This window comes from Streptomyces sp. NPDC048297 (genome assembly GCF_043201585.1).
GTDB lineage: Bacteria > Actinomycetota > Actinomycetes > Streptomycetales > Streptomycetaceae > Streptomyces.
Map to the genome: position 1 here is coordinate 101,937 of NZ_JBICZA010000004.1, position 13,160 is coordinate 115,096.

Consider the following 13,160-nt stretch of genomic DNA (forward strand, 5'->3'; position numbering starts at 1 on the left):
AGTGCAGGGTTCGGTGCCGGGGCCAGTGCAGGGTTCGGTGCCGGGGCCAGTGCAGGGTTCGGTGCCGGGGCCAGTGCAGGGTTCGGTGCCGGGGCCAGTGCAGGGTTCGGTGCCGGGGCCGGTGCTCATCGGTCCTCCAGCAGTCCGATGAGGTTGCCGTCGGGGTCGACGAGGGTGGCCACCAGGCGACCGCCGCCCACGTCGTGGACGGGTTCCTTGACGGTGGCGCCCGCAGCGGTCGCCTCGGCCACCTTCGTCTCGATGTCGGGCACGTGCCAGAAGGCCAGCGACGAGGTCAGACCCTGCGGTCCGCCGCAGGGGAGCAGCCCGACGTGCTGGCCGGCGGCCTCGAAGCCGACGTAGTAGGGCTCGTCGGTCTGCGGCGCGACACCGAGCAGGGCGGTGTACACCGCCTCGGCGGTCTCAAGGTCGGACACGGGGTGCAACACGGTCTTCGTGCCGTGCGGGGCGGAACCGGTCATGGTGACTCCTGTGGTCGTGCGTCGGTCGCCCCGGCGTGCCCTGCCAGGCTCGCCGGTGTCGATCGCTGTGGTCACAGGCTCCCCCGGCAGGGCTGCGGGCCGCCTCCGTGCTGACCACGGAAAGGGCCACGGATAATGAGTCGGTGTCCACTCATGAGCCGGTGTCCACTCCCCCGGTCTCCGCCCGGGAGGCCGAGGTTCTCGCGCTGCTCGGGGAGCACCTCACCAACGCGGAGATCGCCGCACGGCTGTTCATCTCGGTACGTACGGTCGAGTCGCACGTCTCCTCGCTGCTGCGCAAGCTGGAGGTGCCGGACCGTCGGGCGCTGTCACGGCGGGCGACCGAGTCGGTCCGCAAGGCGAGGTCCGACTCTGCGAGATCGGGCCCTGTGAAGTCCGGCCCGGCGTCCGCGCTTCCGGCTCCGCTGACGGCGTTCGTCGGCCGGGTGCGGGAGTGTGGGGAGTTGGCCGGGGCGGTGAGGGCGCACCGGCAGGTGACCGCCGTGGGGCCGGGCGGGGTGGGAAAGACGCGGCTCGCGCTGGCGGTGGCAACGGAGTTGGCCGACGACTTCGCCGACGGGGTGTGGTTCGCCGACCTGGTCCCGGTGACCGATCCGGAACGGGTGGGCGCCACGGTCGCGGCGGCCCTGGGTGTGGGAGAGCAGCCAGGCAGCGGCGTCGACGAGGCGGTGGTGGCCGCGCTGGCGGACCGCGAGGCACTGCTGGTGCTGGACAACTGCGAGCAAGTACGGGACGGGGTGGGGCCGTTCATCGAGCGGCTGTTGGTGGCCTGCCCGCGGTTGCGGGTGCTCGCGACGAGCCGGGCCCGGCTGATGGTGCCGTTCGAGTGGGTCTTCCCGGTGCCGCCGCTGTCGCGGGTCGGAGGCGGCGGCTCGGACGCTGTGGCCCTGTTCATGCAGCGGGCCGCGGCGGTGGGCCGGACACCGGCCCCGGCCGTACGCCCCCAGGTCGCGGACCTGTGCGAACAGCTCGACGGGATGGCGCTGGCGATCGAGCTGGCGGCTGCGCGCTGGCCCACACTGGGACTTGACTGCCTTGCGGCCGGCCTGGGCGACCAGTTGCGGATCCCGGCCGGCGGCCCTCGCGTGGACGGCAGGCACCGGTCGGTACGGGCGGTCCTGGACTGGAGCCATGGCCTGCTCGATCCGAGCGACCAGGCGCTGCTGCGGCGGGTATCCGTGTTCGTCGTGCCGTTCACCGCGCGGGCGGCGGCCGAGGTGGGCGCGTTCGCTCCGCTGGATTCGTCGGCGATAGCCGACGGACTGGGCCGGCTTGCCGAGCAGAGCCTGCACGTTGTGACGGAGTCCGGTACCGGGACCCGCTACCGGGCGCTGGAGACGGTCCGTCAGTACGGGACGGAACAGCTCGCCGACGCCGGCGAGTTGGCGGACGTCCGGTCGCGCCATGTGGATTGGTGCCTTGTCGGCGCGACCCGGCTCGCACAGACTCGGGGCGACGACTGGCGCGCCCGGTTCGACGCCGCCGCGGAGGATCTCCGGGCCGCGCTCGCCTGGGCTGCCGACCAGCCGGACCGGCACGCGGACGCGCACCGACTCGCCTTGTCGCTGGCGGAGTTGTCCTTCGCCCGGAACCTGCTCGGCGAGGCCCAGCACCGGTTCGAGCAAGCGGCCCCGCTCGCCGGTGACAACACCGGCGAAAGCGCAAACGACAGCACAGGCGACAGCACCGGTGCCGAGGCGCTGCGGCAGGCGGCGGCGGTGGCCGGATGCCGCGGGCTCGGTGACGACATGTACCGCCTGCACCGGACCGCCGCCCGAGCCGCCCTCCGTGCCGGGGACAAGGCCGGTGCCTGTCTCGACCTCGCCGCCGCGGCCACCGTCGCGTACCGCTTCTCCAGCACGTTCACGCGGATTCCGCCCGTCGAGGAGGTGACAGCGGTGCTCGCCGAGGCGCGTGAGCTGTCCCCCGAGGGCGACATGGCTGCCGAGGCGGCGGTGATCTCGGACGCGTTCGGCGCGGTGCACGCGGACGCCGACAACACCGCGCACGAGACCGTCGGTTGCGCCGACCGGGCAGTCGAGCTCGCGCGCCGTGCGGGCGTCCCGGTCGCCGAGTCCGCGGCTCTCGACGCGCTCTCGGGCGCCCGGAGTTGGGCCGGTGACCCCTTCGGCGCCGCAAGCGCGGCCAGGCGCCGCGTCGATGTCCTGGCTCAGCTGCCGGACACCCCCGCCCGTACGCACGAGCGGGTCGACGCGCTCGCGATGGCCGCCGGAAACGCCCTCGGCGTCGGTGAGTTGGCACAGGCCCGCCTGTACAGCAGGCAGCTCGCCGACCATCCACTGCTGACCGAGGCGGCGCACCACGCCACGTCCTGGCTCCTGGTCACGGAGGCGTTCGCCGGCCACGCCGACAAGGTCTTCGCGGGCAGCGCCAAGTTCCTCGACGCATGGGAACAGAGTGGCCGCCAGCGGTCGTTCGCGCTCGGTCCGGCCGCCGCGTCGGTCGCGATGGTCCATGGCCTGCGCGGCGACCACGACGCCCGCGCGGCCTGGCTCGCGACAGCGGAGCAGGCGGGCCCCGATCCGGACCACCGACAGGGCTACGGCGCGGTCTTCGACGCCATGTTCCTGCTCGACCGCGGGGAACCCGGCGCGGCCCTGGAGCGGCTGGCACCGGATCCGGACGAGGTGTGGAAGTGGGTGTGCTGGGCCTGGCTGCACTGGTACGTGGCACTCCGGGCGGAGGCATCGGTACTCGCCGGACACCCGGCCGCCCGGAAGCGGATCGACGCCGCCCGCGCCATGGTCGCGGGGAACCCGGTCGCCTCCGCGCAGGTGGACCGGGCCGAGGCACTCCTGGACGGCGACCTGCCCCGGCAACTCGCCACCGCAGCCGCCTTCGAGACGGCCGGCTGCCACTACCAGGCGGCGCGCACGCTCCTGCTCGCCGGGAACGGCCACGCCGCCGCGGGCACGGCAGTGCTAGCCCGTCTCGGCCTCGCACCCACAGGCCCTGGGTAGCTCGGGCGCACCGCGCCCGCTGCGGCATACGGCGTCCACCGCGGCGTATGGGCGGCCGTCACCTCGGCCGTCACCCCGGTCAGGGCGAAACCGGCGGCCCACATGAGGCCGTCGTCGAGCTTCGCCCGGTCTCTGAACTCAAGCGTCGCGCACCGCGCGTTGATGGCGATCTTCGCCAGTACGCCCTGTTCCCCTGCGCCGCTCAGTGCGTCGTACCGGACCGACCGCAGCTCCAGCCTGCTGCCGCGCCCGCCATGAGCGGGGCGCTGATGAGGCCAAGGGCCAGCAGGCCCGTGAAGAAGAGAGCTCCCGCATCGTCCGGTGAATGGACGTCGGGATCACCGAACACCGTGACGTCGAGAAGCCACAGAACCGGCCCCACCACGCCACACGCCGCCACGGCCCAGCAGGCGCGTGCCCGGCCGAGGAACACTCCCAGCAGCGAGGACGGTACGACACTGCAGAGCAGCATGCTCAGCATGACGGTCACGCCCGTCAGGTCCACCATCCCGACGGCGGCCGGCAGCCAAGGAGCGGCGGCGATCAGGGCCGCCCACAGCACAGTCGCCGGAGCGATCTTGGCGAAGCCCTCTACCACCGCTTCTCGTTGATGCCCTGTCATGCGCGTCATCCTCGCCCTCCCGCAACGGTCGAGGACTGATAATCCCACCAAATTTGAACGCGTTCAATACTGGGATTGTATGGCGCCGTGGGCTACGCGACCTCGTGGCCTGCCCGTCCTCAGCGCGCCGCGCGCAGCTCCGCGTACAACTCGGGTCCCGTCCAGGTGCGCGCCGCCGCCTCCGCCTCGTGCACCAGGGCGACAAGGCGCGCGTTGGCCGGGGCGCTCCGCCCGTGCGCGACGGCGAGGGCGACGATCTCGCCCTGCAGCGAGTCGACCTCCGTGGGCCGGCCGCGCCGCAGGTCTTCCCACATCGAGGAGCGCGCGTGGGCGTCGATACGAAGAGAGGCCGCGGCCACCCGCCGGAAGAGGACGTCGGGCAGCCCCAGCACATAGGGCATGACGTTCGGTGCCGTGGGGCCGAGGCGGGCGGGAGTGACACCGGCGGCGCGGTAGGCGGCAAGCGCCTCGCGCTGGCACAGGGCCAGGCAGCGACGGTACGCCCGGTGGCTCAGCTCGTCGCGCAGTGGCAGGCCGGAGAGGGCGTTGATCGCGTTGTTGAGGTTCATCAGCAGCTTGGCGTGCTGCACTTCGGCCATGTCGGTCCGCGCCTGGATGGCCACGCCCGCCTCGCTGAAGGCGGCCAGGAGCGTGTCGTCCGGTTCGGTCATGAGCCTGCCCGGCATGCCCTGGTGCACGGTGCCCGGCGCGGACCGCACCACGTTGTAGGGCACCATTCCGGCCAGCACGGTGTGCCCGGGGAGGGCGGCGCGAAGGGTCTCCGGGTTGTGCAGCCCGTTCTGGAAGCTCACCACGACGGCGCCGGGGGCGAGATGGGGTGCGAGGTCCTTGCCGGCGGGCTCGGTGCCTGCGGTCTTCACGGTGACCAGCACGTAGTCGGCGCCGGCCACGCCCTCGGGGCCGGTGGCCAGGTTCAGCCGGTCGGGCGGGAGGTGGACCGGCGGGCGGATGGAGGTACTGAGAGTGAGCCCCCGCTCGCGCAGCACATCCATGGCGGCGGACCGGCCGATGAATGTCACGTCATGTCCGGCGGCGACGAGGTGGCCACCGAGATGACAGCCGATGCTGCCGGCGCCGAGAACGGCGAAGCGGGGCTTGGACACGAGTTACTCCTGCGACAGGGCGAGGCCGGACAGTGGCCAGCCTGGACCATGGACATGCCCGCTGACCAGGCCCCGGTCCCCTGCCGCAGCGCACCTCCACTGCGGCGCACCCCCGTACACCTCCTGTTCCACCGGATACGGCAGGGTGGCCCCATGCACCCGAACCAGCCCCCGTCCCTCACCTCCGTGAACGACCTCATGTCCCTGCTCGCCGACTGCGCGGACTCCTGGGACACCCCGGACCGCACCGGCGACCCGGTGGACATCCTCGACCACGGTCTCCAGGTCGCCGCCGTCCTCGCCGAGCGGCACCCGGACGACAGGGAACTCCAGGTCGCCGGGCTCGTGCACGACATCGGGCACCACCTCAGGCCCGGTGACGAGGCCGGGCACGGCGAGCACGCCGCCGACGCCGTCGCCACCCTTCTCGGGCGGCGGGTCGCCCGTCTCGTCGCGCTCCACATCCCCGCCAAGCGCTACCTCGCCGCGACCGACCCGGACCTCGCGCTCTCACCGGAGAGCGCCCGGACCCTCGGCTGCCAGGGCGGCGTCATGACGCCGCCGCAAGCCGCCGCCTTCGAGGCCGATCCCGACTTCGCCGCGGCGGTGGCGCTGCGCCGCGCCGACGACGCGGGCAAGGTCGTCGGACTGCGCGTGCCGGGGCTGGAGTCCTGGCGGCCGGTGGTCGGCACCGTGGCCGCCGTGGCCGCCGCGGTCGCCGCGGTCGCCGCGGTCGCCGCGGTCGCCGCGGTCGCCGTAACAGCCGTAACCGCCGAGACGGACAAGACAGATGAGACGCACGAGGCGCACAAGACGGACGAGGCGGGTGAGACGGGCGAGGCCCGGAACTCTGCGTGATCACGAGAACTCCCGCCTCTCACCTGCCTGTTACGACACCGCCCCGCGCGCCTGCCTCCGGACGACGGGGGGCCTCGGCCCAACCCCACCCCCCCCGAACCGCCGTTCGCAGCATCCGTATGCTCCCGCCATGAAACTCTTCCGCTTTCGTGGCCGAAACGATGGTGGGCAGTCGAAGGACTCCCCCTTGGCCCAGGCCGCGGCGCTGTGGCAGGCGGGACGCTATGCCGAGGCGGAGGCCGAGGCCCGCTCCGTGGCCGCGGCACGGTCCCGCCGTCGAGACGACGCGTACGGGCCGCTGGCGTCGAGCATCGCCGCGCTGGCTATGGGCGCCCAGGGTCGGCACGCCGAGGCGGCCACCGCGTACGACGCGCTGCTGCCGGTCTTCGGCAGGGTCTTCGGCGCCGAACACCCGTACACCCTGAAGCTGCGTTCCGACCGTGCCCAGGCGTTGAGCGCGCTCGACCGGTACGCCGAATGCGAGGCGGAGTGCGCGGCCGTCGTCAGAGCGGCGGCCCGGGGCACGGGGCCGGACATGGCGCTCGTCGGGACGGCCGCCCGCAACGGACAGATCTACGCGCTCAACGCGCGGGGCCGCCACCCGGAAGCGGAGGCGCTCGCCCGCGAGGCCCTCGCCGGCCGTCCGGCAGCAGACCGGTTCACCCTGGTTCTGCGGCTGGGACTGGCCCGGAGTCTCAACGGCCAAGCCCGCCACGGGGAAGCTCTCACCGAGGCGGAGGGCGCCGACGAGGTGCACCGCGGCCTGCCCGAGACACAGCGCGTGCCGGAGACCGGAGCGGTCCAACTGGCCAGGGCCACCGCGCTCCTCGGCCTGGGCCGCGCCACCGAGGCCCGCGTCCCGGCCGCCGCCGCCCTCGACGCCTGCCTGGCCGCCTTCGGCCCGGATCATCACCGCACCGCCGAGGCCCGCACGCTGCTCGGCCGTTTCGACGACGCGTGACCGGCCGTATCGACTCGACGACGCGTGACCGGCCGCACGGCGCCGGCAGTGGAGCCGCCCGGTCCGTTCAGCGGCGGATGAGGCCGAGGTCGGTCGCGGTGGCGACGGCGGCGGTGCGTGAGTCGACGCCGAGTTTGCCGTAGATACGGACCAGATGGGATTTGACGGTCCCCTCGGTGAGGTGCAGACGGGCGCCGACGGCCTGGTTGGACAGGCCCTCGGCGACCAGGGCGAGGACTTCCGTCTCGCGCCGGGTCAGGGCGGTGCCGGGCATGCGCAGCCGGTTCATGAGTCTCTCGGCGACGGCGGGTGCGAGGGTGGTGCGGCCGGTGGCGGCCGTGCGCACGGCGGCGGCCAGATCCTCGGGAGGTGCGTCCTTGAGCAGGTAGCCGGTGGCACCGGCTTCGATGGCGGGCAGGGTGTCGGCGTCGGAGTCGTACGTGGTGACGATCAGCACGCGGGGTCCGCCCGGCCGGGCGGTGATCCGGGCGGTGGCCTCGGCGCCGTTCATGCCCTTGCCGAACTGCAGGTCCATGAGGACGACGTCGACGTCCCCCTCGGCGGCCCGCGTGACCGCCTCCTCGGCGGTGGCGGCCTCGGCCACCACCACGAGGCCGGGTTCGGTCTCCAGCACGGCACGCAGTCCGGCCCGCACCACGGGGTGGTCGTCGGCCAGGAGAAGGCGGATGGGGCTGTCGGTCACGGGCGGGCCTCTGGCTCGGTCTCAGTCTTGGTCACGGGCTCGGTCCCAAGCTTGGTCGGGGCGGGCGAGGTAAGGGGCAGTCGGGCGGTCACAGTGGTGCCGTGGCCGGGCGCGGACACGACGCTCAGCGTGCCGTCGAGCGCGTGCACACGGGCGCGCATGGCGGCCAGGCCGAAGCCGCCGTTCTCGGGGTCCGGGGCGGGCAGTGCGTCCGGGTCGAAGCCGGTGCCGTCGTCGGTGATCTCAAGGGTGACGTGGTCACCGAGGCAGCCGAGGGTGACCCCGGCGACGGTGGCGTGGGCGTGCCGGACGGTGTTCGCGAGAGCGGACTGGGCCACGCGCAGCAGGGCGACCTCGTGCGCGGTCGACAGCGGCACCGGGTCGCCGGTGAGCCGGAAGCGCGCGGTGATCGGGTGGCGGGTGCCGGTGGTGGCGCACAGGCGTTCCAGCGCGCCGGCCAGGGTGATGCCTTCCAGTCCGGGCGGGGTCAGGGCGGCGACGAAGCGGCGGGCCTCGGCGAGGTTGTCCACGGCGGCCTGGCGAGCCGCCTCCACATGGCGGGTCGCGGCGTCGGGCCGGTCGGGCAGGGAGCGTTCGGCGGCGCGCAACAGCAGTTGGATGCTGGAGAAGCCCTGGGCGAGGGTGTCGTGGATCTCGCGGGCCAGGCGTTCGCGTTCGGCCAGTACGCCGGCGGTGTGCTGGGCGGCGGCCAGGTCGGCGCGGGTGGCGGTGAGTTCCTCGATCAGGCGCCGGCGGTGTTCGCTCTCCCGGTACAGGGCCTCGTACCCCCACACCACCGCGATCGCGACGGCGGCGCCGAGCGCGGGTCCGATGGCCATGGCCAGGCTGAAGGAGCCCTGGTGGGCGGCGAAGCCGCCGATGGCGGCCACCGCGGTCGCCGCCACCGCGGTCAGTCCGGCGCGCCGGGGCAGCAGATGCAGTTGGAGGAAGTACAGCGGGAAGGCGACCCACACGCCGTCGGGAGTCAGGGCCACCAGTGCCAGCCAGACGGCGCCGACGGCGGCCAGCCACCAGGCGGCCGCCCGCCGGGAGGGGCCCCTGCGCGGCAGGAGCTGCCCGGCCGCGTACACCAGGGCGCACGCTGCCGCGACGGCGACGATCGCCCCGGCGTGGGGTCGGCTGTCGGCGAGGGCGCGCGCGCCGGCCAGGGCGAGCAGGCCGACGATCAGCAGGTGCAGGCACCAGGTCAGGGCCCGGGTGGTCGGGGTCGGAGTGGGGGCGGCGGTGTTCACAGTCCTTCCAGCCTAAGGATGCGGAACAGCACGCGGCCTCCATCGAAAGTTGGAATCCGGCGGTCGCCTTCCGATCCGCCAAGTGCTCTCCCCTGCCGGATGCCGGCGCACGGGTCGGGCGGCGACGGTGGTGACGTACCGATTCCACCGCCGGAACCGCTTCCACCACCGGAAAGGACAGGCCGACCCCGTGTTCGTCGCCTGGAGAGACCTGAAGTTCGCCAAGGGCCGCTTCGCCCTGATGGGAACTGTCATCGTGCTGATCACCCTGCTGGTCGGGTTGTTGTCCGGGCTGACCGCCGGCCTCGGCCGGCAGAACATCTCGGCGATCACCGGCCTGCCCGCGGACGAGATCGCCTTCGATGCGCCCGGCACCGGCCAGGCCCTGTCGTACGCCGACTCCACCGTCACCGAGCAGCAGTGGCGGCGGTGGGCCAGGACTCCCGGCGTCACCAGCGCCGAACCCCTGGGCATCACCACGACCAGAGCCACGGCCGGTGACCACAGCACCGGGGTCAGCGTGTTCGGTGTCCGGCCCGGCTCCCGCCTCGCCCCGGACGGCGGCGGGCTCGACGGCCACGCGGCGGTGCTGACCACCACGGCCGCCGACGACCTCGGCCTGAAGCCCGGCGGCAGCCTCACCCTCGCCGGGCAGCGGCTCACGGTGAGCGCCGTGCGGGGCGACGCCTCCTTCAGCCACACCCCGGTCATCTGGACCGGTCTCGACGTCTGGCAGCGGATCGCACCCCCGACCGGCAGCGGCGGACGCCCGACCGCGACGGTGATCGCCCTGGACACCACCTCCGACGCCGACGTGCCGGCCGCCGACCGGGCCGCCGGCACCAGGACGGTCGCCAAGGACGACTCGCTGTCCGCGATCGGCTCCTACACCTCCGAGAACGGCTCGCTGCAGTTGATGCGCGGCTTCCTGTTCGCCATCTCCGCCCTGGTCATCGGCGCCTTCTTCACCGTCTGGACGATCCAGCGCAGCGGCGACATCGCCGTCCTCAAAGCCCTCGGCGCCTCGACCGCGACCCTTCTGAAGGACGCCCTCGGGCAGGCCGTCGTCCTGCTCACCGGCGGCACGCTGCTCGGCACCGGCGTCGCCGCCGCCATGGGCGCCGTCGTCGCCCGGACGACCGTGCCCTTCGCCCTCACCCCCGCCACCGTCCTCGTCCCGGCCGCCGTGACGGTTCTGCTCGGCGCGCTGGGCGCCGCCCTCGCCGTCCGCCGCATCACCTCCGTCGACCCGCTGACCGCCCTGGGGAACGCCCGATGAGCCTGAACCTGACCGACGTCACCCTCACCTACCCGGACGGCGACTCCCGTCTGACGGCCCTGGACGACGTCACGCTGACCGTTCCCAAGGGCAGCCTGACCGCCGTGGTCGGCCCCTCCGGCTCCGGCAAGTCCAGCCTGCTGGCCGTCGCCGCCACCCTGATCACCCCCGACTCCGGGACGGTCACCGTCGACGGCACCAGCACCACCGGGATGACCCGCGCCGAACTCACCGGCCTGCGCCGCCACACGATCGGCATCGTGTTCCAGCAGCCCAACCTGCTGCCCTCCCTCACCGCGGTCGAGCAGCTCCAGGTCATGGCCCGGATCGACGGCCGCTCCGCGGCGAGGGCGCGTGGCCGGGCCATGGAACTGCTCGACGCCGTCGGCCTCGCCGACCAGGCCCACCGCCGCCCGCACCAGCTGTCCGGCGGCCAGCGCCAGCGCGTCAACATCGCCCGCGCCCTGATGAACGATCCTGTCCTCCTCCTGGTCGACGAGCCCACCAGCGCCCTCGACCACGAACGCGGCGCCGCCGTCATCGCCCTGATCACCCGCCTCACGCACGAGCGGGCCACGGCGACCGTCCTGGTCACGCACGACCGTGCCCACCTCGCCGCCGCCGACCGGATCGCCGACGTGCGCGACGGTCGTCTCAGCCTGCCGACGCCGACGCCGACGCCGACGCCGATGACCCCGCCCACGCCCACGCCGACCCCGATGACCACGCCCACGCCGACGGACACGCCCACACCCACCGCCTGAACGGCTCTGCGGCGATCGGCGCCCCGTTACGGGAACCCGTCGCACGGGCAATGTGGGCGGAAGGGAACGGGAGTGCTCTGGCGGCTCACGGGATCGGCGTGCCGGTGGATCCCGTGAGCGGACGCGAGGAACAGCCCAGGGCCGACGGCTCGGGCGGTCGAATGCAGCGGGTGGTGGTCGAATGCGGCGCAGGCGGTTCCGGGTGGCCGGACTCGGTGCCGTGCTCGCCCACCCGGGGGCCTGGCTCAAGGGCGACCTGACCGCGGGCGTGACCGTGGCCGCCTACCTGGTGCCGCAGGTCCTGGCGTACGCCGGGGTGGCGGGGCTGCCGCCGGTCGCCGGGCTGTGGGCGATCCTTCCGGCACTCGGGCTGTACGCGCTGCTCGGTTCCTCGCGTCTGCTCTCGGTCGGCCCCGAGTCCACGACCGCGCTGATGACCGCCACCGTGGTCGGCCCCCTGGCCGGTGCGGACCCCACACGCTACGCCGCTCTGGCCGCCGCCCTCGCGGTCACGGTCGGTCTGCTGTGTCTGGCGGCCCGGGTGGCCCGGCTCGGCTTCCTCGCCGATCTGCTCTCCCGCCCGGTGCTGATCGGCTATCTGGCCGGCGTGGCCCTGATCATGATGGCGGACCAGCTTCCCAAGCTCACGGGCGTACCGGCGAAGGGGTCACGGTTCCTCCCCCTCCTCGGCTCCTTCTTCGCCCACCTGCCGGACGCCCACCTGGCGACCGTGGTCCTCTCCGCCGCCGTCGTGGTGTTCCTCTTCGCCGTCGCTCGTCTCCTCCCCGTGCTGCCCGGGCCGCTGCTCGCCGTGGCCCTGTCGACGGCGGCCGTCGTGGCCTTCGACCTGGACGCCCGCCACGGCATCGCGGTGATCGGCACGGTGCCCTCCGGTCTTCCGGACCTGGCCCTGCCCGACCTGGGGGCCGTGCCGCGCCTGGTCCTCCCCGCGCTCGGTGTGCTGCTGGTCGCGTACACGGACATGATCCTGACCGCGCGGGCCTTCGCGGACCGGACGGAAGCGCTCGACGCCGACCGGGAGTTCCTCGCCCTGGGCGCGGTGAACCTGGGCGCCGGCGTCGTCCACGGCTTCCCGGTCAGCAGCAGCGCCAGCCGTACGGCCCTCGCGGCGTCCGCGGGCGCTCGCAGCAAGGCGTACGCACTGATCGCGGGTGCCGTCGTGCTGGCCGTCCTGCTGTTCCTGAGCCCCCTGCTGACCCGCACTCCCTCCGCCGTGCTCGGTGCCCTCGTCGTGTACGCCGCCGTCCGCATGATCGACGTCGCGGGCTTCTGCCGGCTCGCCTCGTTCCGAAGGCGCGAACTGTTCCTCGCCCTGGGCTGTCTGGCGGGTGTCCTCGCCTTGGACATCCTGTACGGGGTGCTCGTGGCCGTGGGCCTTTCGGTGGCCGAGCTGCTGACCCGGGTGGCACGGCCGCACGACGCGATCGAGGGGGTGGTCCCCGGGGTGGCGGGCATGCACGACGTCGACGACTATCCGCAGGCCCGCACGATCCCGGGCCTGCTGGTCTACCGGTACGACTCGCCGCTGTTCTTCGCCAACGCGGAGGACTTCCGGCGCCGCGCGCTGGCCTCCGTCGAGGAGCAGGGCGAACCCGTCCGCTGGTTCGTCCTCAACACGGAGGCCAACGTGGAGGTGGACATCACGGCCCTGGACGCCGTGGACGAACTGCGCCGTGAGCTCACGGACCGCGGCATCGTGTTCGCCCTCGCCCGGGTCAAGCAGGACCTGCTCGACGACCTCCAGGCGTACGGCCTCGCGGACTCCGTGGGCGCCGACCGTATCTTCCCGACACTGCCGACCGCGGTGGCCGCCTACCGTGCCTGGTGCGACGAGCGGTGAGCGCCACCGGGCGGACGGGAGGCCGAACCCGCCAAACCCGCCGAACCCGCCGGACCGGCGGAACTCGCCGAACCCGCCGAACCCACCGGACCGGCGGAACTCGCCGAACCTGCCGGACCGGCGGAAGGCCGAACGGCCCGCCGGGGAGGCCGGCCGGCCCCTGCCCACGCCTCCGGCGCCCGCACACGCTGGAAGGGGAACCATCCGCGCGGAACATCGCGGACAACAAGGGTCGGTACGCACCACGTGTC

The 13,160-nt window shown here is 73.5% G+C and carries 11 protein-coding genes; 6 read left to right on the plus strand and 5 right to left on the minus strand.

Annotated elements, in window-relative coordinates:
- Positions 1 to 125: 125 nt before the first annotated feature.
- A complete protein-coding gene (locus ACGFYV_RS05660; RefSeq protein WP_393877075.1) occupies positions 126 to 482 on the minus strand; it encodes a VOC family protein in 357 nt (118 codons plus the stop codon).
- Between the two features lie 143 nt (positions 483 to 625).
- On the opposite strand from ACGFYV_RS05660, the gene ACGFYV_RS05665 reads away from it, so the two are divergent.
- Entirely contained in the window at positions 626 to 3,484 is a 2,859-nt protein-coding gene (locus tag ACGFYV_RS05665) for an ATP-binding protein (RefSeq protein ID WP_393877076.1), read from the plus strand.
- A 202-nt stretch (positions 3,485 to 3,686) separates the two neighbouring features.
- On the opposite strand, the gene ACGFYV_RS05670 is transcribed toward ACGFYV_RS05665, so the two are convergent.
- Together ACGFYV_RS05670 and ACGFYV_RS05675 are read right to left on the minus strand one after the other, a co-directional pair.
- Positions 3,687 to 4,115 carry a hypothetical protein gene (locus ACGFYV_RS05670; RefSeq protein ID WP_393877077.1) on the minus strand — a complete coding sequence of 143 codons (429 nt, stop codon included), beginning with the start codon at positions 4,113 to 4,115 and terminating at the stop codon, positions 3,687 to 3,689.
- Between the two features lie 110 nt (positions 4,116 to 4,225).
- A complete protein-coding gene (locus ACGFYV_RS05675; RefSeq protein WP_393877078.1) occupies positions 4,226 to 5,230 on the minus strand; it encodes a 2-dehydropantoate 2-reductase in 1,005 nt (334 codons plus the stop codon).
- 153 nt (positions 5,231 to 5,383) lie between these two features.
- Between ACGFYV_RS05675 and ACGFYV_RS05680 the strand changes: the two genes are divergently transcribed.
- Together ACGFYV_RS05680 and ACGFYV_RS05685 are read left to right on the plus strand one after the other, a co-directional pair.
- A complete protein-coding gene (locus ACGFYV_RS05680; protein WP_393877079.1) occupies positions 5,384 to 6,088 on the plus strand; it encodes an HD domain-containing protein in 705 nt (234 codons plus the stop codon).
- A 187-nt stretch (positions 6,089 to 6,275) separates the two neighbouring features.
- Entirely contained in the window at positions 6,276 to 7,049 is a 774-nt protein-coding gene (locus ACGFYV_RS05685; protein WP_393877080.1) for a tetratricopeptide repeat protein, read from the plus strand.
- A 67-nt stretch (positions 7,050 to 7,116) separates the two neighbouring features.
- Here the strand turns inward: ACGFYV_RS05685 and ACGFYV_RS05690 are convergent, their stop codons facing one another.
- Positions 7,117 to 7,752 carry a response regulator gene (locus ACGFYV_RS05690; RefSeq protein WP_393877081.1) on the minus strand — a complete coding sequence of 212 codons (636 nt, stop codon included), beginning with the start codon at positions 7,750 to 7,752 and terminating at the stop codon, positions 7,117 to 7,119.
- Complete coding sequence (locus ACGFYV_RS05695) at positions 7,749 to 9,005, minus strand: sensor histidine kinase (RefSeq protein WP_393877082.1); 1,257 nt, start codon at positions 9,003 to 9,005, stop codon at positions 7,749 to 7,751. The genes ACGFYV_RS05690 and ACGFYV_RS05695 overlap by 4 nt, the downstream gene beginning before the upstream one ends.
- A gap of 190 nt (positions 9,006 to 9,195) precedes the next feature.
- On the opposite strand from ACGFYV_RS05695, the gene ACGFYV_RS05700 reads away from it, so the two are divergent.
- From ACGFYV_RS05700 to ACGFYV_RS05710, 3 genes are all read left to right on the plus strand, one after another.
- The gene (locus tag ACGFYV_RS05700) at positions 9,196 to 10,284 is read left to right on the plus strand and encodes an ABC transporter permease (protein WP_393877083.1); all 1,089 of its coding nucleotides are present in this window, start codon (positions 9,196 to 9,198) and stop codon (positions 10,282 to 10,284) included.
- A complete protein-coding gene (locus tag ACGFYV_RS05705) occupies positions 10,281 to 11,048 on the plus strand; it encodes an ABC transporter ATP-binding protein (protein WP_393877084.1) in 768 nt (255 codons plus the stop codon). Before ACGFYV_RS05700 ends, ACGFYV_RS05705 begins: the two co-directional genes overlap by 4 nt.
- Positions 11,049 to 11,229: 181 nt before the next feature.
- Positions 11,230 to 12,909, plus strand: a complete 1,680-nt coding sequence (locus ACGFYV_RS05710; protein ID WP_393877085.1) for a SulP family inorganic anion transporter — start codon at positions 11,230 to 11,232, stop codon at positions 12,907 to 12,909.
- Positions 12,910 to 13,160 lie beyond the last annotated feature (251 nt).

Excerpts from the sequence above, each read along its gene's own strand:
- ACGFYV_RS05660 (WP_393877075.1), bottom strand. The coding sequence starts at position 482 with ATGACCGGTTCCGCCCCGCACGGCACGAAGACCGTGTTGCACCCCGTG.
- ACGFYV_RS05670 (WP_393877077.1), bottom strand. The coding sequence starts at position 4,115 with ATGACGCGCATGACAGGGCATCAACGAGAAGCGGTGGTAGAGGGCTTC.
- ACGFYV_RS05680 (WP_393877079.1), top strand. The coding sequence starts at position 5,384 with ATGCACCCGAACCAGCCCCCGTCCCTCACCTCCGTGAACGACCTCATG.
- ACGFYV_RS05705 (WP_393877084.1), top strand. The coding sequence starts at position 10,281 with ATGAGCCTGAACCTGACCGACGTCACCCTCACCTACCCGGACGGCGAC.
- ACGFYV_RS05710 (WP_393877085.1), top strand. The coding sequence starts at position 11,230 with ATGCGGCGCAGGCGGTTCCGGGTGGCCGGACTCGGTGCCGTGCTCGCC.